Origin of the sequence: Geminicoccus sp. (assembly GCF_035556675.1) — a bacterium.
Taxonomy (GTDB): Bacteria; Pseudomonadota; Alphaproteobacteria; order Geminicoccales; family Geminicoccaceae; genus Geminicoccus.
Window position 1 is genome coordinate 23,787 of record NZ_DATMFZ010000101.1, and the last position, 20,082, is coordinate 43,868.

At 69.5% G+C, this 20,082-nt stretch carries 20 protein-coding genes; 14 read left to right on the forward strand and 6 right to left on the reverse strand.

Annotated features, from left to right (window positions below; genetic code table 11):
• Position 1 precedes the first annotated feature (1 nt).
• Positions 2 to 538, reverse strand: coding sequence for an invasion associated locus B family protein (locus VNS22_RS07985; protein WP_325731333.1), 537 nt, complete (start codon positions 536 to 538; stop codon positions 2 to 4).
• A 112-nt stretch (positions 539 to 650) separates the two neighbouring features.
• The gene (locus VNS22_RS07990; RefSeq protein WP_325731335.1) at positions 651 to 1,226 is read right to left on the reverse strand and encodes an RNA methyltransferase; all 576 of its coding nucleotides are present in this window, start codon (positions 1,224 to 1,226) and stop codon (positions 651 to 653) included.
• A gap of 142 nt (positions 1,227 to 1,368) precedes the next feature.
• On the opposite strand from VNS22_RS07990, the gene VNS22_RS07995 reads away from it, so the two are divergent.
• The gene (locus VNS22_RS07995; RefSeq protein WP_325731337.1) at positions 1,369 to 2,421 is read left to right on the forward strand and encodes an NADPH:quinone oxidoreductase family protein; all 1,053 of its coding nucleotides are present in this window, start codon (positions 1,369 to 1,371) and stop codon (positions 2,419 to 2,421) included.
• 4 nt (positions 2,422 to 2,425) lie between these two features.
• Here the strand turns inward: VNS22_RS07995 and VNS22_RS08000 are convergent, their stop codons facing one another.
• From VNS22_RS08000 to VNS22_RS08010, 3 genes are all read right to left on the reverse strand, one after another.
• Complete coding sequence (locus tag VNS22_RS08000; protein WP_325731339.1) at positions 2,426 to 3,334, reverse strand: DMT family transporter; 909 nt, start codon at positions 3,332 to 3,334, stop codon at positions 2,426 to 2,428.
• Positions 3,331 to 4,218, reverse strand: coding sequence for a DMT family transporter (locus tag VNS22_RS08005; RefSeq protein WP_325731341.1), 888 nt, complete (start codon positions 4,216 to 4,218; stop codon positions 3,331 to 3,333). The genes VNS22_RS08000 and VNS22_RS08005 overlap by 4 nt, the downstream gene beginning before the upstream one ends.
• 165 nt (positions 4,219 to 4,383) lie before the next feature.
• Positions 4,384 to 5,559 carry a glycosyltransferase family 4 protein gene (locus VNS22_RS08010; protein ID WP_325731343.1) on the reverse strand — a complete coding sequence of 392 codons (1,176 nt, stop codon included), beginning with the start codon at positions 5,557 to 5,559 and terminating at the stop codon, positions 4,384 to 4,386.
• A 159-nt stretch (positions 5,560 to 5,718) separates the two neighbouring features.
• Here VNS22_RS08010 and VNS22_RS08015 point away from each other — a divergent pair, with 159 nt between their 5' ends.
• Positions 5,719 to 7,185 (forward strand): oligosaccharide flippase family protein, encoded by a 1,467-nt coding sequence (locus VNS22_RS08015; protein ID WP_325731345.1) that lies wholly within the window; start codon positions 5,719 to 5,721, stop codon positions 7,183 to 7,185.
• On the opposite strand, the gene VNS22_RS08020 is transcribed toward VNS22_RS08015, so the two are convergent.
• Positions 7,163 to 8,359, reverse strand: coding sequence for a polysaccharide pyruvyl transferase family protein (locus VNS22_RS08020; RefSeq protein ID WP_325731347.1), 1,197 nt, complete (start codon positions 8,357 to 8,359; stop codon positions 7,163 to 7,165). The two genes, VNS22_RS08015 and VNS22_RS08020, sit on opposite strands and share 23 nt — an antisense overlap.
• A gap of 216 nt (positions 8,360 to 8,575) precedes the next feature.
• On the opposite strand from VNS22_RS08020, the gene VNS22_RS08025 reads away from it, so the two are divergent.
• The 12 genes from VNS22_RS08025 to VNS22_RS08080 form a co-directional block, all read left to right on the forward strand.
• Positions 8,576 to 9,685 carry a sulfotransferase gene (locus VNS22_RS08025; protein WP_325731349.1) on the forward strand — a complete coding sequence of 370 codons (1,110 nt, stop codon included), beginning with the start codon at positions 8,576 to 8,578 and terminating at the stop codon, positions 9,683 to 9,685.
• 77 nt (positions 9,686 to 9,762) lie between these two features.
• On the forward strand, positions 9,763 to 11,112 hold the full coding sequence (locus VNS22_RS08030; RefSeq protein ID WP_325731351.1) for an ABC transporter substrate-binding protein: 1,350 nt from the start codon (positions 9,763 to 9,765) through the stop codon (positions 11,110 to 11,112).
• Positions 11,113 to 11,188: 76 nt separating this feature from the next.
• On the forward strand, positions 11,189 to 12,133 hold the full coding sequence (locus VNS22_RS08035) for a sugar ABC transporter permease (protein WP_325731353.1): 945 nt from the start codon (positions 11,189 to 11,191) through the stop codon (positions 12,131 to 12,133).
• A gap of 10 nt (positions 12,134 to 12,143) precedes the next feature.
• Positions 12,144 to 13,004, forward strand: a complete 861-nt coding sequence (locus VNS22_RS08040; RefSeq protein ID WP_325731355.1) for a carbohydrate ABC transporter permease — start codon at positions 12,144 to 12,146, stop codon at positions 13,002 to 13,004.
• 4 nt (positions 13,005 to 13,008) lie between these two features.
• Positions 13,009 to 13,218, forward strand: coding sequence for a hypothetical protein (locus tag VNS22_RS08045; protein WP_325731357.1), 210 nt, complete (start codon positions 13,009 to 13,011; stop codon positions 13,216 to 13,218).
• A complete protein-coding gene (locus tag VNS22_RS08050) occupies positions 13,215 to 14,315 on the forward strand; it encodes an ABC transporter ATP-binding protein (protein ID WP_325731359.1) in 1,101 nt (366 codons plus the stop codon). Before VNS22_RS08045 ends, VNS22_RS08050 begins: the two co-directional genes overlap by 4 nt.
• 16 nt (positions 14,316 to 14,331) lie before the next feature.
• Positions 14,332 to 15,423, forward strand: a complete 1,092-nt coding sequence (locus VNS22_RS08055; protein WP_325731361.1) for an ABC transporter ATP-binding protein — start codon at positions 14,332 to 14,334, stop codon at positions 15,421 to 15,423.
• Positions 15,420 to 17,090, forward strand: coding sequence for a GMC family oxidoreductase (locus VNS22_RS08060; RefSeq protein WP_325731363.1), 1,671 nt, complete (start codon positions 15,420 to 15,422; stop codon positions 17,088 to 17,090). Before VNS22_RS08055 ends, VNS22_RS08060 begins: the two co-directional genes overlap by 4 nt.
• Before the next feature lie 11 nt (positions 17,091 to 17,101).
• The gene (locus VNS22_RS08065) at positions 17,102 to 17,812 is read left to right on the forward strand and encodes a GntR family transcriptional regulator (protein ID WP_325731365.1); all 711 of its coding nucleotides are present in this window, start codon (positions 17,102 to 17,104) and stop codon (positions 17,810 to 17,812) included.
• Between the two features lie 30 nt (positions 17,813 to 17,842).
• Positions 17,843 to 18,580, forward strand: coding sequence for an SDR family NAD(P)-dependent oxidoreductase (locus VNS22_RS08070; RefSeq protein ID WP_325731367.1), 738 nt, complete (start codon positions 17,843 to 17,845; stop codon positions 18,578 to 18,580).
• 11 nt (positions 18,581 to 18,591) lie between these two features.
• Positions 18,592 to 19,575, forward strand: coding sequence for a zinc-binding dehydrogenase (locus VNS22_RS08075; protein ID WP_325731369.1), 984 nt, complete (start codon positions 18,592 to 18,594; stop codon positions 19,573 to 19,575).
• A gap of 22 nt (positions 19,576 to 19,597) precedes the next feature.
• Positions 19,598 to 20,082: 5-formyltetrahydrofolate cyclo-ligase (locus tag VNS22_RS08080; protein WP_325731370.1), on the forward strand; the 485-nt coding region annotated here is incomplete at its 3' end.

Here is a 20,082-nt window from a genome sequence, read left to right on the forward strand (position 1 = left end):
CTCAGCCTCGGTGCACCGGCGGCGTCGCCAGGCTCGCCGTGCCGCCGCAGCTGGCGGACAGGGCGTTGTAGGCGTCGGTGAAGCCGGAGAGGGAATAGGTGTCGATCGAGTTGGTGCCGCGGGTCGAGGTGGCGCGCACCACCGCCTCGCGGCCGCGCCGCATCGCGGTGATCGCCTTCTTGTCGTCCTCGGAGCTCTTGGCCCAGGCCTGCTCGTCGCTGGTGAAGAAGCTGAGCGCCGTGCCGTCGATCTGCACCGCGACCTCGCTGCCCTTCTTGTAGGTGTAGCCGACCCGGACGCTCACCTCGTCGATCGGCGGATTGGCCGGGATGCGGGCGACGATGATGAAGGGATTGCCGCGGGACTTGTAATTGCCTTCCTGCTTCTTCGGCTCGGAAGCAATGTAGCAGAGCTTCTCGCCGCCCTCGACCATGTAGAGGTTCCAGTCCTGGTGGTTGGACACGAGCTTGGGCGCGGCCAGGGCCAGGGTGGGAACGAGGGTCGCGAGCGACAAAACGACAGCGGCGAGCGCCTTCATGCAACTCGGCTCCGACGACAGTGATGGTGGGCTTGGAGGGCCCAGCATAGCGCTGCCGGCCACGGACCTGAAGAGGGCGTTGCCGACGCAGCCATTCTCCGCGGAGCCCGTCTCAGCCACCGGACGCTCCGTCCGCCCGGGCCCGGCGCAGTACCACCCCGCCATGGACGTGCGGGGCCGGCGCCTGCACGGGACCACCCGGCATCACCGGGCGCTCGCCGAACCGGCCGAGCGTGAGCTGGCGGTCATACATGACGATCGCCGCGGCGATCGCGAGATTGACACAGAACCGCGTGGGAATCCGCACCACATGGTCGCAGCGCGCCAGCATGGCCGGGCTGAGCGAGGCACGCTCCGGACCGAACACGTAGGCGGCCGCCGAGGGATGGCGGAACGAAGGCAGCGGCACCGCGTCCTCGGTGAGTTCCACGCCCACCAGCTTGGCCCCGTGTGGGAGGGTCAGCTCCTCGGGGCTGCGGTGGCGGAACACCGGCAGGCTCAGATGGGCCCGCGACGTGTCGGTCCGCCCGGCCTGGCGCAGGGTGGTGGCTGGATCGACCAGGAACAGATAAGCGGCGCCGAAGGCGTGGGCGGTGCGCATCAGGTTGCCGAAGTTCACCTCCTTGGAGATGGCCTCCGCCCCGATCGCGAACCAGCCGCGAAGTGGTTGCTCGGACATGCCGCCCATTTAGGCATTCCGCACCGCCCGGAAAAGGCTCGGCGCGAACCGGCCGCTCCGGAACGAGCGGCCGGCGATCTTTTCGTCACCGCAAGCTGCGCCTAGGATCGTCCACCATTGGTTGCTCCACCGGATCGTATGGAAACCGTAGATGCGCGCGTTGGTCTGTGAGCAGACGCGGGGCCTGGAAGGCCTTGCCCTGAAGGAGTTGCGCGATCCGGAGCCCGGGGCCTGCCATGTCCGGATCGAGGTGGCCGCGGCCGGGGTCAACTTCGCCGACCTGCTGATGCTGGAGGGCCGCTACCAGGAGCGCCCGCCCGTGCCGTTCGTGCCCGGACTGGAAGTGGCCGGCACGATCGACAAGGTGGGTGCCGGTGCGGTGCTGGGCGGCGTCGAGCCCGGCCAGCGCGTGCTGGCCTTCCTCGATCATGGCGGCTTTGCCGAGAAGACCCTGGCCCGGGCCGAGGACGTGATCCCGATTCCGGACGAGGTGGACGACGTCACCGCGGCCGGGCTCGCCATCACCTACGGCACGGCGCTGGGCGCTTTGTCCTGGCGGGCCCAGCTCCTGCCGGGCGAGGTGCTGCTGGTGCACGGCGCCGCCGGCGGGGTGGGCCTGGCCGCGGTCGAGGTCGGCAAGGCCATGGGCGCCAGGGTGATCGCCACCGCACGCGGCGAGGCGCGCGCGGCGCTGGCCGCCGAGCATGGCGCGGATCATGCGCTGGACAGCGAGGATCCGGAGCTGCGTACCCGCATCAAGGATCTCACCGGCGGGCGCGGCGTGGACGTGGTGTTCGACCCGGTGGGCGGCGCGCTGTTCGACCTGTCGCTGCGGGTCACCGCCTGGGAGGGCCGGATCGTGGTGGTGGGCTTCGCGTCCGGCGAGATCCCGCAGATCCCGGCCAACCTCCTGCTGGTGAAGAACATCGCGGCGCTGGGCTTCTTCTGGGGCAGCTACCGCAAGCACGACCCGGGTCGCCTACGGGAAAGCTTCGAGCAGTTGTTCACCTGGCTGGACGAGGGCCGGATCCGCCCGTACGTCGCCCAGGTCCTGCCGCTGGCGCAGGGCCAGGACGCCCTGGCGCTGCTCAAGGAACGGCGCAGCACCGGCAAGGTCGTGGTCCAGGTGGCGGCCCCGCCGCCCAGCCCCGGCTACCGCACGGCCCCACCCAAGCTGCGCGGACAGGCAAGGCGCCGGCGCTGAAGCGTCAGCGCGGCTGGCCGACCGTAGCCAGCCGCTGCAGGGCCACCGCCTCGCGCCGACGCACCGTCTCGCGATGGATGATGTAGATGCCGGACGCGATCACGATCGTGGTGCCGAGCCAGGTCCAACCATCCGGCAGCGGGTCGCCGAACACCAGCAGGCCGATCACCGCCGCATAGAGCATCTGCACGTACTGGAACGGCGCCACCACCCCGGCCTCCGCCCTTGCATAGGCCAGCGACATCAGGGTGAAGCCGCACCCGCCCAGCAGGCCGCCCAGGAAGGAGACGGCGAGTTGCGGCAGGGTGGGCGTCGTCCAGACGAACGGCAGGACCGGCAGCATGCCCAGGAAGATGCCGGCACACACCCAGACCGCGAAGCTGGCCGGGTGGTCGTCGCGCGCCAGGCGCACCACGGCATGGATGAACCCCCACAGGCCGGACGCGGCCAGCATGCACAAGGCGGCCGGGCCGAACAGGCCACTGCCCGGGCGCAGCATGATCAGCACGCCGATGAAGCCCACCACCACCGCACTCCAGCGCCGCCAGCCGACCTTCTCGCCCAGGATCGGCACGGACAGGGCGGTGATGATCAGCGGCTGGCTGAAGGCGATGGCGTAGGCGTCGGTCAGCGGCATGACCGAGTAGGCGTAGAACACCAGCACGCAGGCGAGCGGCGCCAGGACGGCGCGGGCCAGGTGCAGGCGCGGGTTGGCCGGGCGCAGGAGGCGCAGCCCGCCCGACCACGCCGCCCAGGCCACCGGGACGACCAGGCAGCCGGCGGCATTGAAGGCCGCCACCTGCACGACATGCCATTCCCCACCCAGGAGCTTCACCGCCGTATCCTGGAGGGTGAAGACGAAGAAGGAGGAGAGCGCGATCAGGATCGCGGACAGGGTCGACGGCGCGCTCATGCCGGGCTGGTCCTGCTGCGGATGGCTTCGCGGTGGAAGACGTACACGCCCGAGGCGGCCACCACCGCCGCACCCAGGACGGTGGTGACTTCCGGGACGTCACCGAACAGGAGAAAGCCCACCAGGAGCCCGTAGAGCATCTGGCTGTACTGGAAGGGGGCGATCAGCCCGGCCTCGGCCAGGTGGTAGGCCTGGACCAGCAGCATGAAGGCGCAGCCGGCGATCGCCCCGGCGGCAAGGCCGATCCCGGCTTCCAGGGGGCTCGGCAGCACGCCCACGAACGGCATGGCGCAGATTGCCAGGACCACCGTCATCACGTTGCCGTACAGGGCGAAGGTCTCGACCGGTTCGCCGGAGCGCATCCAGCGCAGGAAGATGGTGGCACAGGCATGGAGGAAGGCGCCGCACAGGGCCAGCAGGCGGACGGGCTCGGTGCCACCTGACGGGCCCAGCATCAGCAGCACGCCGGCAAAGCCCACGCCGACCGCACTCCAGCGCCGCCAGCCGACCTGCTCCTTGAGGAGCGGCACGGACAGGGCGGTCGCGATCAGCGGCGAGGTGAACAGGATCGCGTAGACGTCGGCCAGCGAGAGCTGGGTGAAGCTGGAGAAGATCAGGACGGTGGAGGTGAAGGACAGCGCCCAGCGGGCCAGGTGGCGCCGCAGCATCCGGGTCTTCAGCCGATGGAGGCCGCCGCGCGCCTGGGCCACCAGGAAGGTGACGACCAGCGCCCCGCCCGAGGTGAACAGCATCACCTCCAGCACGTGGAACCGGCCGCTGAGCAGCTTCACCACCGTGTCCATCGCGGTGAACATGGCAAAGCTCGCCAGCGCCAGCATGATGCCTTGCCGGCGAGCCGGGATGCCCACCGCTTGCCCGTCCATGTTCCGCCGTTTCCAGGGGTGAAGCTCGCGCCCCGGTAGCGGATCACCCGGTGTCAGTTCAACGGAAGAACCAGCGCCGCGCGCTGGTATCGCCGGATCGCTGCACGCCTGCCGCAGGCCGGGCCTCTCGCCACTGCGCGCAGCAGCGGCAGCGCGGGAACGCGATCAGTGGACGCCGGTGTGCGGCCGGGGGCTGGAGCCGAACCAGGGCGTGCGGTTGCTGCCGTTCTCGGCGCTGGAGCCGTACACGCGGTCGAACGCCTCGGCGACCAGGTCAGGCGCGAACTGCGTCACCCGCTGCTCGCCGCGCTGGCCGTACTCGCGGGCCAGCGCCGGGTCGCGCACCAGCCTGACCAGCTGGGCGCGCAACGCCTCGACATCACCCGCCGGCACGCAGATGCCGGCTTCGCCCACTACCTCGCGGCAGCCGGGTGCCGTGGTGGTGACCACGGCACAGCCGGCCCCCATCGCTTCCAACAGCACCATCGGGAAGTTCTCGTGCGAGGACGGCAGCACGAAGATCGCCGAGCTGGCATAGAGCTCGGCCAGGGTCTCGCGGGGCAGGAAGCCGCGAAAATCGACCGGGCAGTTCAGCTCCTCGGCCTGCTGGCGCAGCTGCGGGGCGTGGGGGCCGTCGCCGGCCACGATCAGCTCGACCGGCTCGGTCATCCCGGCCACCGCGGCAATCAGGTCCTGCACGCCCTTGCGCGGGACCAGGCGGGTGGCCACCAGGATACGGTGCGGTACCTTGGCGCGGGTGGGGATACCCGGCTGGGGAGCGAACGGGTTGGGGACCAGGACGGCGTTGGGACCACCCGCCTGGCGCAGGAGGCTGCTCAGGTGGGCGGACGGCAGGGTGACCTTGTCGGCGCTGTTGACCAGATAGCGCCAGAGGGGGCGGATCAGGCGGTGAATCATGTCGAAGCGGTCAGGGTTGTAACCTGGCACGTCCGAGCCATGCGCGGTCAGGGTGAGGGGAATGCCGAAGCCGCGTGCCAAGGGCACGGCGACCATGGCGCCGGGAACGATGAAGTGCGCGTGAATCGCGTCGAAGCGGCGCGCACGCAACAGCCGGCGTCCTTCCAGAAGCGCGCCAGGAATCCAGGTAGCCAGCTCCGCCGCAGTCGAATAATGACGCGCCGAGCGTCGGCAAGACGTACGGACGATCTCCACGCCGGCCTGCCGCTCCCGCGCAGGTAAATCGCGCATTCCGGAAGTAAGTACAGTAACTTCCCTGCCCATCCGGACCTGTTCTTCGGCCAGAATCCGTACCGCGGTGGCACCGCCACCGCCAATCGGCGGGTATTCATGACAGACAATTAACATCTTACGATGCTGCATCCCCGCCTCGACTTCACGACCTTGGCCTGCGGACACTTCCTTAGAGGTGATTATTCGCTTTCCTCACTATGTTATGCAAGATCTCATGGCCGCTTGGCCCCATTAAACCTCCCGACTGCGCTACGTTCCCTGCAACACCGCAGAAAGTGAAGCTTGACGGTGACCGACCCCTCTCAGCTGACGGCCGATCCTGGCCTTGCCCGCCGGGCTGCGCGCGGCGTGGCATGGACCATGTTGGAGACCTGGGGCCAGCAAGGCCTGCAGCTCCTGTTCTTCGTGCTCCTGTCCCGCATCGTCGGGCCTGAAGGCTATGGTATCCTGGGCTTGGCGTTGATCGTCAATGTGGTGGGTGAGGTTCTGATCACCAATGGCGGCTGGGGTGACGCCGTGACGCGGCTGCAGGATCCCGAGCCCGAACTGCTCGATTCGGTATTCTGGGCGGTGATGGGCCTGGCCCTGCTGCTGGTCGCGGCCGCGATCCTCCTGGCCGGCCCGGCCGCCTGGTTCTTCGAGATCCCCGAACTGTTCCTGGCCCTGCCGGCCATGTCGCTGGCCCTGCCCGGCACCGCGCTGGTCGTGGTGCCGATGGCCCTCCTGCGCCGCCGCCTGCAGATGGGCCCGCTCGCCATGCGCACCCTGGTCTCCCTCGCGGTGGCCGGGGTCGTGGGCGTGCTGCTCGCCTGGCAGGGTGCCGGTGTGTGGGCGCTGATCGTCTTCCAGGTCCTCCAGTCGCTGGTGGGGGCCGTGCTGCTCTGGCCGACCACCGCCTACCGCCCGGGCTGGCGCTTCGACCGGCGCCGGCTCGCCAGCGTCACCGGCTTCGTCCGCGGTGCCACCAGCGAGCGGGTCCTCTACATGGTCGACGCCCTGATGCCGCGGGTGATCCTCGGCAAGTTCCTGGGCCCGATCGAGCTCGGCTATTACGTGCTGGCCGCCAAGGTGGTGGAGCTGCTCTCGCTGGTGGTGCAGCGGCCGATCCAGCGCATCCTCCTGCCGAGCGTCGCCCACCTGAGCGAAGACCCCAGGGCCATGGGCGAGGCGGTGGGGACCACGCTGCGCCTGGCTCTGCTGGTCACCGCGCCGGCGGCACTGGGCATCCTGGTCACGGCACCCGACCTGCTGCCCCTCCTGTTCGGTCATAGCTGGGCGGAGGCGGCACATGCCCTCCAGCTCATGGCGGTCCTGGTGATGATCGTCCCGGTCATCCAGATCACCACGAGCGTCGACTACGCGCGCGGGGTGAGCGCGCCGCAGGCCTGGCTGGCGCTGCTGTCCTGCGTGGTGCTGGCGGGCCTCGTCGTCCTGCTCCAGCCGGTGACCCTGGTGAACGTGGCGGCAGCGCTCATGATCCGTGGCCTCCTGATCATCCTGGTCCGGATGGGCCGGACCGTCCGGGTCTGCCGGCTGCCGGTCCTGCCGCTCCTGCGCGACCTCGTGCCGATTCTCCTGGCCGCAGCGATAGCGGCCCTGGCGGCATACACGGTGCGCACCTTCGTGCCGTCGGGCGTGAGCCTGCCACTCCTGGTCGCCGCCGAGATCCTGGCCGGCATGGCCGCCTATGCCGTTGCCGTCCTGCTGCTCGCCCGGCGCAGCCTGCGCCTGCTCACTCGGCTGGCACGGCGCTAGCCGGCCGTCCCACCGCCTGGAGCAGGCCGTCCACCCCGGCCTCGACGGCGGCCACGCAACGCGCCACCGCCGCCTCCTGCGGGGCGGCCCCGGCCAGTGCGGCATCCAGGAGCGTGTCCAGGCGCGCCGCACCGTCGCCTTGCACCAGCTGGCGGACATCGACCACCCGCTCGCCGATGCCCAGCAGCTCGGCGAACCCGTTGAACTTCGGGTTGTAGCCCAGCCCCACCAGCGGCACGCCCATGCCGGCCGCCAGGATCAAGGGGTGCATCCGCCCGCCCAGGAAGGCCTGGCACAGGCCGGTGCAGGCCTTGAGCAGCCGGGCGTCGCCGATCGGCAGCACCGTGGCGGCATCGCCATGGCGCATCTGCGCCACGATCTTGCCGGCCAGCACGTCGTCGGCCTCGGACGGCGCGCAATAGGTCGGCAGGAACAGGACCCGGACATTCAGCCGCTCCACCTGCCGGTCGAGCCGCTCGGCGATCCGCTCGATCAGGATCTGCCCCTCGGGACCTGTCTGCGGGTCGGCGATGCCCAGGTGCTTGGCGAACTTGCGCGGGATCAGCCGGGCCTTGGGCGGGAACCAGCGGCGCACCGCCACGCCCAGGATCGGACGGTGGTCCAAGGCCAGCCCGGCCGCGGCCAGGGCCGCCCTGGCCTGGTCGCGGCTGGCCGGCTCCAGGCAGATCGCCGGGTCCGGAACCAGGCGCACCGGCTTGTCCGAAAGCGCCTGTGCGACCTGCTGCGCCACCGGGTCGCGCACGCTGACGAAGCGCATCGCCCGAAACGTCGCCCGGGCGGCGAGCCTGCTGGTCGGATGGTCGAGCGGGCCCACCCCCAGCGCGAAGCCCGCGACCTCGGCACCCGCCGCGCGGGCCGCCAGTGCCCGGCCCGCCCAGTAGGGCATCTTCAGCAGGCTGTCGTCGTCCTGGAACAGCCCGCCTCCGCCGATCAGGACCAGGTCGGCCTCCCGCATCGCGCGCAGCTGGGCCGCGGGCGCCGCCTTGGGCACGGCCGCCACCCCGAGTTCGCGGGCGACCTCGTCCGGCCGGTCCGTCACCACGGTGATGCGCGCGTCGGGCAGCCGCTGGCGCAGCAGCATGCAGGTGGCGGTCCGGATCGCCTGGTCGCCGATATTGCCGTCGGCATCCCCTGCCAGAATCAGAATCCGCAAGCCTTCACTCCCGATGCGATGGCACCGCGGCGTTATGCAGAAGGCGGCGCGGGACGCCTAGCGGTTGTGCGTGAATCGCGCGCCATTGTCTCGCCCACCCCATCCCTCCCTCGACGCGCCTCGCCGGCTGGTGCAGTAATGCATCCTCGATCCGGAGGTCGGCGCATTAATTCCGGAAATATATTTCCGGATATACAACCTGCGAGGTGGGCAACGATGCAAGACGTCACCCCAGTCTTCGACGACTGTGCTCCGATCTTCATCCTGGGATCAACCAGATCGGGCACCACGCTGACCCGTTCGATCCTGAGCGCACACCCCGACATCGCCATTGCCGACGGCTTCCACTACTGGGTCGAGGTGGCCAACTTCCGCAAGGTGGTCCCCGACCTGCGTGAGCCTGGCGCGCTCGACCGGTTCTTCGCCCTGCTGGGGACCGCCCGGCACCATGTCCACATCGCCGATCTGGAGCCCGAGCTCGCCGAGGTGCGCGCGCGGCTGGCAGAGGATCCCGCCCCAAGTGCCGCCAAGTATTTCCGCCTGGCGATGGAGACCTATGCGAAGCATCGCGGTGCGACCCGGTTCGGCGAGAAGACCTCGGCCAACATCCGCTACCTGCGCGAGATCCAGGAGATGTTCCCGCGGGCGAACATCCTGCATCTCGTCCGCGACCCGCGCGCGGTGGTGGCCTCGCACCTGAACGTGCCCTGGGCATCCCGCGACGTGATCTCGCTGGCGCTGAAGTGGAAGCTCGCGGTGCGCACCTTCCTGGACTTCCAGAAGTCCGGGCCGCGCTATCCCGGCAACCTCATGGAGGTGCGCTACGAGGAGCTGGTGCGCGAGCCGGAGGCGATGATCCGGCGGATCTGCGCATTCGTGGACGTGCCCTTCGACCCGCGCATGCTGGCGCACCAGGAGCATTCCGGCATCAAGGTGAGTGCCCTGCCCTGGAAGATCGGGGTGACGCGCGCGATCAACGAGGGTGCGGTGGCACGCTGGCAAAAGGAACTGCCGGGCCCGCGCCTGGCGCTGATCCAGTGGCTGCTGGCACCCGAGATGCGCCACTACGGCTACCAGCCCCTGCCGATATCGGCCGCGGACCGGCGCCAGGTACCGGCCCAGGCCGCCCGGGAACTGCGGCTCTGGCTGGAGTACAAGCGCCGCCAGCGCGCCGAGCGGCAGGCCAGCGGCCCGCAATATTATGACGATGCCGGCATCTACCGGCTGGTTCTGCGCCGGCTGCTGGCGGCCCTGCGCCCCGGTCCGGGCAACCGGCCGGAAGCGGCCGGGCTGTCGCACGGGGAGGTCCGCCCGCCCCGGGCATGAGGCGGTTGACCCCGACATCTGACATGTTAGAGATCAGGCCGAGACCGGCTACAGGTCGATGATCGGGGAAGTTGCCAATGATCCGCAGTGCCCTTCTGGGCGGCGTCGCTGCCGCATGTCTCGTCACGCCAGCACTCGCCTGCGAGGACGCCGACCGGGTTCCGCTGACCTGGTCCACGATCGCCGGCTTCTACACCGATGCGATGGCCGATCTGGTGGCTGGCTTCGAGGCCAGTCACTGCGCCAAGATCAACATCGTCAACATCGACAACTCGCAGCTCTACAACAAGCAGGTCATCGAGATGGTGGGTGCCACCGGCGCCTACGACATCGTCACGCTGGAGACCTCGGAAAAGGCCGACTTCGCCGAGAACGGCTTCATCCTGCCGATGACCGACTATCTCGCGGACAAGCAGGAGCTGGTGAACGACGTCGCACCGGTGCTGGCGACCATGACCACCCGCTACAACGGCGACATCTGGGGCCTGCCCTACTACACCTACACCGCCGGCTTCATCTATCGCGCCGACCTGTTCGAGGATGCGGGCGAGAAGGAGGCGTTCAAGGCGAAGTACGGCTACGATCTGGCCGTGCCGACCGACTGGCAGCAGCACCGCGACATCGCAGAGTTCTTCACCCGCAAGGCCGGCGAGACGCTGAAGGGCGAGACGCTCGCCAAGGACTTCTACGGCGTGGGCCTGATGGCCGGCCCCTTCCCCGAGATCCAGGACGAGCTGTCCGGGCCGATCTGGGGTGCGGGTGCGGACTGGCTGGACGACGAGGGCAATGTCCAGACGGCCGCCGTCGAGAAGGCGCTCACCGACTATATCGAGCTCCTGAAATTCGCCCCGCCCGCCGCCCTGACCGTCACCTATGACGGGGTGATGAACCAGATGAAGGACGGCCAGATCGCCATGACCCACGGGTTCTTCCTGGACCAGTGGCCGAACGCGGCGACCACCGAGGAGTCCGTGCCCGGTGCCAGGATGGGCGTGGCCGAGGCGCCAGGGAAGAAGGCCTATATCGGTGGCTTCCTCCTGGCCGTGGCGGAAAGCTCGGCCCATCCCGAGGAGGCCATGGACTTCGTGGCCTATATCGGCGGGCCCGAGGCGCAGAAGAAGTTCGCCGCCGCCGGCGGCACCACCACGCTCACCAGCGTGCTGAACGATCCCGAGCTGACCGCACCGGAGAACCGGGCGAAGACCGGCCATTTCGGCACGCTGCGCCAGATCTTCCAGTCGATGGACGGGTTCCAGTCCAACCTGTTCAGCACCCCCTACGGGGCCAAGATCTACAACACCATGCAGATCCCCCTGCAGTCCGCCGCGGCCGGGCAGATCACCGCGGCCGAGGCGGCGACCCGGCTGACTGACGAGGTCGCCAAGATCTGCGGCGGGCCCTGCCCGATCGCCAAGGACGGCGACTGAGCCCCTGCCCGCCGGGGCCTCCCCCGGCGGGCGCCCTTCTGCCCTCTCACTATCTCTCCACCGGAGGACGACGCCCATGGCGGCGACCTATGCCTCGGCAGGAGCCGCCCGGCCCGCCCATGCCGCGCGCGGCGGCATGTCCGACCGCGCCTTCGCCTGGGCGCTGATCGCCCCCGCCATGGCGATCATCCTGGTGTTCGCCCTGGTCCCGCTTGGCTATGCGGTAATGGTGTCGTTCCGCATGGCCGACCTCACCCGCGGCGGCCTGCGCGAGTTCGTCGGCCTCGACAACTACCGGACCGTGCTGTTCGACCAGTCCTTCTGGGAATCGATTGCGGTCACGCTGAAGTTCACGGTGGCGGCGGTCGGCCTGGAGATGGTCCTGGGCATCGCCATCGCCTTCCTCCTGCACGGCGCCACCCACGGCAAGACGATCGTCCGCTCGATCCTGATCCTGCCGCTGGCCACGGCTCCTGCCGTCACCGGCCTGTTCTGGCGCAACCTCTATGACCCCCAGTTCGGCGTCATCAACTGGCTGCTGGGTTCGCTCGGCCTGCCCGAGCCCAACTGGCTGGGCGATATCTCGATCGCCCTTTGGTCCGTCGTCCTGTTCGACGTCTGGCAGTGGACCCCGTTCGTGGCGCTCATCGCGCTGGCCGGCCTGTCCAGCCTGCCTAGAGAGCCGTTCGAGGCCGCCGAGTTGGACGGTGCCTCCACCTGGCGTGTCCTGCGCGTCCTGACCTTCCCGATGCTGGCGCCCGTCCTGTTCCTGGTGCTGATCCTGCGCACCATCGACAGCCTGCGCCTCTACGACGCCGTGGCGGTGCTGACCCGCGGCGGCCCCGGCACGGTCACTGAGACCATGACCTTCTACCTGTTCCGCACCGGGCTGAAGCTGTTCCGCATGGACTACGCCTCCACCATGGCGATCTTCTTCCTCTACGCGCTGCTGGTCGCCAGCGTCTTCGCGCTGCGCCCGCTGCTCAGGCAGTTCACCGAACGCGCCCAGGCGCAGAACTGAGGACCGGCCGATGCTCCAGCGCCCTGTCCATCCCGCGTTTTCGACCCTGCGCTACGCGCTGATCCTGCTGGTCGTCCTGTTCGCGGCCTTCCCGATCTTCTGGATGATCCTGACCTCGTTCAAGCCGCCGGGCGACATCATGGTCTCCCCGCCGCGCCTGTTCTTCACGCCCACGCTCGACAACTACCTCCATGCGATCGTGGACAAGGACTTTTTGCGCTACGTCACCAACACGCTGATCGTGTCGGTGATCTCCACCGTGTTCGTAGTCGTGCTGGGCTCGCTCGCAGCCTATTCGTTCGCCCGCTACAATACCGGCGACGGCCACATCCTGTTCTTCATCCTGTCCACCAAGATGTTCCCGGCCATCGCGGTGGTGCTGCCCTACTTCCTGATCTTCCGCGACATCGGCCGCACCGGCATCGGCCAGTTCCTCCAGATCGGCCTGGACAAGCCGGGCGCGCTCATCATCAGCTACACCATGTTCAACCTGCCGTTCGCCATCTGGCTGCTGGTGTCCTTCTTCCAGGACATCCCCAGGGAGCTGGAGGATTCGGCCAGGCTGGACGGCCTGTCCCGCCTGAAGGTGCTGCGCAAGGTCGTCCTGCCGCTGGCCGCCCCGGGCATCGCGGTCACCGCGATCTTCACCCTGATCTTCTGCTGGAACGAGTTCCTGTTCGCCTACATCCTGACCCGCAAGACCTGGAGCACGGTCACGGTCGGCGTGGAGAGCTTCTTCACCCTCCAGGGCATCCTCTGGGGTCCCGTCGCCGCCGCCGCGACGCTGGCCGTCCTGCCCATGCTCCTGTTCGTCCTGGCCATGCAGCGCTGGATGGTCCGCGGGCTCACCTTCGGTGCGGTGAGGGGCTGAGCCGATGACCTTCAGCCAAGCCTGGGACGCCGGCTTCATGGCCGTCCTGATCTTCCTCGGCACCGTGTTCGCCTGGCTGGGCCTGGTCGAGCCGGTGATCGGCCGGGGCCTCCTCTCGACGGTGCTGATGACGCTGGTGGCCCTGGGCCTGGGCGGCGCCTTCGTCGTCCACCGCAAGTACCAGGCCCGAAAGCTCCTGGAGAGCGTGCGATGATCGAGCTGAGGAACGTCACCAGGCGCTTCGGCCTCACCACCTTGGCGATCAAGGGCCTCGACCTGACCGTCCGGGACCGCGAGTTCCTGGTCCTCTACGGGCCCGCCGGTGCCGGCAAGAGCACCACGCTCAAGATGATCGCCGGCATCGTCCGCCCGACCTCCGGCGACATCCTGCGGAACGGCGTCTCGCTCCTGGGCGTGCCGCCCGAGCGCCGCGACATGGCGATGTGCTTCGAGAACTACGCCCTCTACTCGCACCTCTCGGTGTTCGAGAACCTGGCCTTCCCGCTGCGTGCCAAGGGCGTCGCGGACCGGGAGATCCGGGCCAAGGTCACGAAGATCGCCGAGACGCTGGGGATCCCCCATCTCCTGGAGCGCCGCCCGGGCTTCCTGTCCGGCGGGCAGCGCCAGCGCGTCGCACTCGGCCGTGCCATCATCCGCCCGGCCAGCACCTATCTGCTGGACGAGCCGATCGGCCACCTGGATGCCAAGCTGCGCCACCGGATGCGCGCCGAGCTGAAGGGCATGGCGCGCGACCTCGCCTCCACCATCGTGCTGACCACCACCTCCTCGCGCGAGGCGCTGGCACTCGGCGACCGGATCGCGGTGCTCGACGGGGGCGTGCTCCAGCAGCTCGGCACGCCCGAGGAGATCTACCACCGCCCGGTCAACGAGTTCGTGGCCTCCTTCGTCGGCGAACCGCCGATGAGCTTCCTGGATGCGACCGTGGAGCAGGAGGGCGGCCAGACAGCGCTGCGCCTGCGCTCCGGCCACCGCCTGCCGGTCGGTCCCGGCTGGGCCGTGCCGCTGCGGGGGCCCGCCTGTCGCCTGGGCGTCCGTGCCGCCGAGCTGTCGATCGCCGATGGCGCGGATGCCCGCCACGCCATGCCCGCCACGGTCGATCAGGTCGAGCTCCTGGGCCATGTCCGGGTCGTGCGCCTGAGTGTCGGCCAGGAGCTGGTCGCGGTCGTGGTCCCGCCCGAGCGCCAGCTGGTACCCGGCCAGAAGCTCTGGCTGGCGATCGACCCGGCCCGCCTGCACGTCTTCCAGGGTGGCCGGGCGGTGAGCCACCCCGCCATGCCCACCGTCCATTGAGCGAGGCCTGAACCTCATGGCATCGATCCAGGCCGAGAAGCTGGTGAAGCGCTACAACCCGGGCGCCCCGCCGGCGGTGACCGGCATCGACTTCGAGATCGCGGACGGCGAGTTCGTCGCGATCCTGGGCCCATCGGGCTGCGGCAAGAGCTCGACCATGCGGATGATCGCGGGCCTGGAGACGATCACCGAGGGCACCATCCGCTTCGACGGCAGGCCGGTCAACGAGGTGCGGGCGCGCGAGCGCAACGTCGCCATGTCGTTCGAATCCTACGCGCTCTACCCGACGATCAGCGTCTACGAGAACATCGCCTTCCCGCTGCGCTGCCGCGGCGAGGCCAGTGCCGAGATCGACCGCCAGGTCCGGCAGATCGCCGAGACCATGGAGCTGGCCCCGCTGCTGGATCGCCGCACCAAGGAACTGTCGTCCGGCCAGGCGCAGCGGGTGGGCCTGGCCCGCGCCCTGATCCGCCGCCCGACCGTGTTCCTCCTGGACGAGCCGATCTCGCACCTGGACACCCGCCAGCGCTATCGGATGCGCCAGTTCATCAAGTCGATCCATCGCGACTTCAAGACGACGATGATCTACGTCACCCATGACCAGGAAGAGGCCATGGCGCTGGCGGACCGGATCATCGTCATGAGCCATGGCGACATCCAGCAGATCGGTACGCCCGAGGAAATCTACGAGCGGCCGGTCAACGCCTTCGTGGCCGGCTTCGTCGGCGAGCCGCCGATCAACTTCATCAATGGCGAGGTGGTGCGCGCCGATTCCGGCCTGCGCTTCGCCACGGCCGGCCAGTCCTTCGCCCTGCCCCCGGCCGTCCGGGCCGCGCCCGGCCGGGCGATCCTGGCGGTGCGGCCGGCCTGGCTCACGCTCGGCACCGCGGACGACCATCATCTGGCCGCCCGGCACTTCGTCACCGAGCGCCTGCAGGACCACAACATCCTGGTGGTCGATGTCGGCCAGACCCGCGTCACCCTGCTGACCGACCCGACGGTCGTGCCGAAGGATGGCGAGAACCTGTATCTCAGGCTCGATCCCGGCCGTATCCTCCTCTACCCACCGGACGGCAGCCAGGCGGCTGCGGACGACGACGACTCGTGAGCTTGGAAAGGCGCGATCAGGTGGCCGGCGAATACGACTATATCGTGGTGGGCGGCGGCAGCTCGGGCTGCCTGACGGCGGGCCGCCTCGTGAAGGACCATGGCGCCAGGGTGCTGGTACTGGAAGCCGGGCCCAGCGACCGCAATCCCCTGGTCAGCATGCCGGCCGGCTTCATCAAGCTGCTCGGCGTCGACAAGTTCATGTGGTTCTACGAGACCGAGAAGCAGGAACGCCTGGGCGGCCGGGCACCCATCATCCCGCAGGGCCGGATCGTGGGCGGCGGCAGCTCGGTCAACGCCATGATCTATGTCCGCGGCCAGCCTGCCGACTACGATCCCTGGGAGGAGGCGTCGGGCGGCGCCGGCTGGGCCTATCGCAACATCGTGGCGCACATGCGCCGGATGGAGGGCAACCAGCGCCTGCACAACGCGCTGCACGGCGTGTCCGGCCCGCTCAAGGTCTCCGACCCCGTCCATACCTGCGAGGCCAGCCGCGCCTTCGTCCGCGCCGCCCAGGGGGCCGGCATTCCCTACAGCCACGACTTCAACGGCCAGCGCCAGACCGGCATCGGCTTCTACCAGACCACCACCTATCAGGGCCGCCGCTGCTCGGCCGCCAACGCCTTTCTCGACCCGGTCCGCAACGATCCCAGGCTGATCCTCGAGACCGGCGTGCTGGTCAGCCGGATCGTGCTGGAGGGCAAGCGGGCGGTCGGCGTCGAGTATGTCCGCAACGGCCAGACCGTGCAGGCCCGGGCGAAGCAGGAGGTGATCCTGTGCGCCGGTGCGATCGCCACGCCCAAGCTCCTGATGCTCTCCGGCATCGGCCCGGAGGCGGAGCTGCAGCGCCACGGCATCGCGCTGAAGCACCGCCTGGACGGGGTCGGCGCCAATTTCCAGGACCACCACGAGGTCCCGGTCATCGCCATGACCAACGGCGCCTATGGCTACCACAAGCAGGACGTGGGCTTCGCCAAGTACAGGAACGGCCTGCAGTACCTCCTGTTCAAGTCCGGCCCGGTCGCTTCCCACGGCGTGGAGGCCGGCGGCTTCTACAACCCGGAGGACACCGACGCCGATCCGACCATCCAGCTGTTCTGCGTGCCGGCGGTGTTCCTCGACAAGGACATCACCGACATCCAGCCGGACCACGGCATCACGGTCAATTCCTGCCTGCTCCGGCCCAAGAGCCGCGGCCGGATCAGCCTGCGCTCGGCCGACCCGAACGCCCGCCCGGTGATCGAGCCCAACTATTTCGACCATCCCGACGACCTGCGCATCACCCTGGCCTCGGTGAAGTTCGTGCGCGAGATCTTCGAGACCGAGCCTTTGAAGGACATGGTGAAGAAGGTCGTCTTCCCCTCGGACGAGCTGAAGACCGACGAGCAGCTGATCGGCCACTGCAAGCGCTTCGTGAAGACCGTCTACCACCCGGCCGGCACGGCGAAGATGGGCACCGAGCGCGATCCCATGGCGGTGGTCGACCCGGAGCTGCGCGTGATCGGCCTGGAGGGCCTGCGCATCTTCGATGCCTCGATGATGCCCAACATCATGAGCGGCAACACCAACACGATCGTGCTGGCGGTGGCCGACAAGGGCGTGGCGCTGATGATGGGAGAGGAGCTGCCCGCCCCGATCGACCTGCCCAACCGCCCGCTCGCCGCCTGAGCCAGAAAAGGATGAGCGCCCGCCACACCGAGGTCGAACCGATCGACCGGCCCGAGCAGCTGACCGACCTGGTGCTCGGCCGGCTGCGCCGGGACATCGTCGAGGGCAGCTTCGAGCTGGGCGAGCGCCTGTCCGAGCAGCAGCTGGCCACCCGCTACCGGGTCACCAAGGCGCCGGTGCGCTCGGCCTGCATCCGCCTGCAGAGCGAGGGCCTGGTCACGATCGTGGCCCAGCGCGGCATCTTCGTGTTCGACCCGAGCCCCGCCGAGGTCCGCGCCCTGTGCGAGCTGCGCGTGGCCCTGGAGCTGGAGGCAGCCTCGCTCGCCCTGGTGCGCGCCAAGCTGGCGCTCGCCGACGCGCTGGGCGACGTGATCGAGCGGATGCGCCCCTATGCCGTCGATCCCACCACCACCGCCGATCTCGGCTACCAGCGCCTGGATTCCGAGTACCACCTGGCGATCCTGGAGGCGGCCCAGAGCCCGATGCTGCTGGAAGCCTACCGCTCGGTGGTCAACTGGCGCTTCTCGGCACTACGTACCCGCCTGGCTCGCCAGCGTGAGCATGCCGAGAACTCGTTCCGCGAGCATCTCCTGATCCGCGACGCGGTGCTGCGCGGCGACCTGCCCGAGCTGCAGGCGCGGCTGCGCCAGCATGTCGACAATACCGACCGCTACTACGCCCATCTCCTGGAGGCGCGCGCCGGGCAGGCGGCGCCGGCCTGACCGTCCTCACCATCGCGAGACCAAGATTCGATGACCGACAGCTTCCGCCAGGACCTCTTCCAGGGCCGCCACGTCCTCGTCACCGGCGGCACGTCGGGCATCGGCAAGGCCGTGGCGAAGGCGTTCCTGGCCCATGGCGCAAACGTCACCGCCACCGGTGCCATCGCCGCCGAGGTCGAGGCCGCGGCCGCTGACCTGCCCGGTGCCGAGCGCCGGCTGCTCGACGTGCGCGACGGTGCCGCCGTGGCCGAGCTGATCGGCCACCTGCCCCGCCTGGACGTGCTGGTCACCTGCGCCGGCGTGATCCGCCGCCACGCCGAGCTGGAGCCGGACGTGTTCGCCGACGTGGTCGACATCAACCTGACCGGCACGATGCGCGCCTGCGCTGCTGCCAGGCCCCTGCTCGCCGCGACCAAGGGTGCCATCGTCACCACCGCCTCGATGCTCAGCTTCTTCGGTGGCGGCCTGGTGCCCGGCTATGCCGCGTCCAAGGGCGGCGTCGCCCAGCTCACCAAGTCGCTGGCCATCACCTATGCCGCGGATGGCATCCGGGTGAACGCCATCGCCCCTGGCTGGATCGAGACGCCGCTCACCGGCGGCATCCAGGAGGATCCGGCCCGCTACGCCGCGATCCGCGACCGCACCGCGATGAAGCGCTGGGGCCGCCCAGACGATCTGGCCGGTGCCGTCCTGTTCCTGGCCTCTCCTGCCGCCGCCTATGTCACCGGCATCGTCCTGCCGGTGGACGGCGGCTATCTCGCCGTCTGAGGAGCAAGCCCGTGCGCGCCGTCACCGTCGTCCAGCCATCCGCCGATCCGCGTAACCTGGTGGTCCAGGACATGCCCATGCCCGAACCCGGCCCCCGCCAGGTCCGCGTCAAGGTCCACGCCGTCTCGATCAACCCGGTCGACTGGAAGCTCGCCGAGAGCGCCCACCCGCGCTGGCAGTTCCCCCACGTGCTGGGCCTGGACGCCGCCGGCGTGATCGACGCGGTGGGCGCAGACGTGACCAGCTGGCAGCCCGGCCAGCGCGTCGCCTGGCATGGCGACCTGTCCCGCCCGGGCGTGTTCGCCGAGTACGCGCTGGCCGACGACCATGTGCTGGCCACCATGCCGGACGACCTCAGCTACGAGGCGGCCGCCGCCCTGCCCTGCGCCGGCATGACCGCCTACCAGGGCCTGTTCCGCAAGGCCCGTCTGGAAGCCGGCCAGACCGTGCTGGTCCAGGGTGCCTCCGGCGGCGTCGGCGGCTTCGCCGTCCAGCTCGCCAAACGCGCGGGCGCGAACGTGATCGCCCTCTCCTCCCCGGCCAAGGCCGGTCGCGTCCGCCATCTGGGTGCCGACGAGGTGTTGGACTATCGCGCCCCCGACCTGAAGGAGCAGGTCCGCTCCCTCACCGGCGGCTATGGCGCCGACGTGATGGTGGAGATCGCGAAGCCCGCGGACGCACGCAGCTCGCTGGAGCTCGTCCACTATAACGGCCACCTGGTCTGCATCGACCCCCTGCCCAACCTGCAGGACGTGCCGGCCTACACCTATGCCGCCTCGATCCACGAGGTCGCATTGGGCGGCGCCTATGCCGCCGGCTACGTGCCGACCCAGCGAGACTTCGCGGTGATGCTGGCCGACCTGCTAGGACGGGTATCCTCGGGCGAGCTGGACCCGATGATCGAGCACCGGGTCGGCCTGGACGAGATTCCGGTCTATCTTCACCGCCTCCGCCAGGGCGAGCTTGCCGGGAAGACCGTCGCCACCCTGGCCTGACCCGCCAGCCTGGGAGGCAGAAATGGGCGACGACCCCAACGACGAACCGCGCGAGTTCTCCTCGCCGCCCTGCTTCATGCACGAGCTGGATCCCACCTGGCTCGGCCTGCCTCCCGCCGACCTCCTGCCCTGGCGCAAGGCGGAGCGCGAGCGGCTGATCGCGGCGCGCCTGGCAGTCCCGGCCGCCCAGCGCGCAGTCCTGACAGAAGCGATCACCGCGCATCTGGACGAGGTGGCAGGCGACCTCCAGGGCAAGGTGGTCAGCGCCTGGTGGCCGTTCCGTGGCGAGCCGGACCTGCGCCCCTGGCTCACCCAGGCCATCGAGCGCGGTGCGGTCGCCGCCCTGCCGGTGGTCGTGCAGAAGAGCGCGCCGCTCCAGTTCCGCGCCTGGCGCCCGGGCTGCCGGATGGAGCGCGGCATCTGGAACATCCCGGTCCCGGCCGATGGCGAGGCCGTGACCCCCGACCTGGTGCTGGCGCCGGTGGTGGGCTTCGACCCCGACTGCTA

What these genes read in the sequence shown, in the direction of transcription:
- VNS22_RS07985 (WP_325731333.1), bottom strand. Translation starts at nt 538, where the DNA reads ATGAAGGCGCTCGCCGCTGTCGTTTTGTCGCTCGCGACCCTCGTTCCC.
- VNS22_RS07990 (WP_325731335.1), bottom strand. Translation starts at nt 1,226, where the DNA reads ATGGGCGGCATGTCCGAGCAACCACTTCGCGGCTGGTTCGCGATCGGG.
- VNS22_RS07995 (WP_325731337.1), top strand. Translation starts at nt 1,369, where the DNA reads ATGCGCGCGTTGGTCTGTGAGCAGACGCGGGGCCTGGAAGGCCTTGCC.
- VNS22_RS08000 (WP_325731339.1), bottom strand. Translation starts at nt 3,334, where the DNA reads ATGAGCGCGCCGTCGACCCTGTCCGCGATCCTGATCGCGCTCTCCTCC.
- VNS22_RS08005 (WP_325731341.1), bottom strand. Translation starts at nt 4,218, where the DNA reads ATGGACGGGCAAGCGGTGGGCATCCCGGCTCGCCGGCAAGGCATCATG.
- VNS22_RS08010 (WP_325731343.1), bottom strand. Translation starts at nt 5,559, where the DNA reads ATGCAGCATCGTAAGATGTTAATTGTCTGTCATGAATACCCGCCGATT.
- VNS22_RS08025 (WP_325731349.1), top strand. Translation starts at nt 8,576, where the DNA reads ATGCAAGACGTCACCCCAGTCTTCGACGACTGTGCTCCGATCTTCATC.
- VNS22_RS08030 (WP_325731351.1), top strand. Translation starts at nt 9,763, where the DNA reads ATGATCCGCAGTGCCCTTCTGGGCGGCGTCGCTGCCGCATGTCTCGTC.
- VNS22_RS08035 (WP_325731353.1), top strand. Translation starts at nt 11,189, where the DNA reads ATGGCGGCGACCTATGCCTCGGCAGGAGCCGCCCGGCCCGCCCATGCC.
- VNS22_RS08040 (WP_325731355.1), top strand. Translation starts at nt 12,144, where the DNA reads ATGCTCCAGCGCCCTGTCCATCCCGCGTTTTCGACCCTGCGCTACGCG.
- VNS22_RS08045 (WP_325731357.1), top strand. Translation starts at nt 13,009, where the DNA reads ATGACCTTCAGCCAAGCCTGGGACGCCGGCTTCATGGCCGTCCTGATC.
- VNS22_RS08050 (WP_325731359.1), top strand. Translation starts at nt 13,215, where the DNA reads ATGATCGAGCTGAGGAACGTCACCAGGCGCTTCGGCCTCACCACCTTG.
- VNS22_RS08055 (WP_325731361.1), top strand. Translation starts at nt 14,332, where the DNA reads ATGGCATCGATCCAGGCCGAGAAGCTGGTGAAGCGCTACAACCCGGGC.
- VNS22_RS08065 (WP_325731365.1), top strand. Translation starts at nt 17,102, where the DNA reads ATGAGCGCCCGCCACACCGAGGTCGAACCGATCGACCGGCCCGAGCAG.
- VNS22_RS08070 (WP_325731367.1), top strand. Translation starts at nt 17,843, where the DNA reads ATGACCGACAGCTTCCGCCAGGACCTCTTCCAGGGCCGCCACGTCCTC.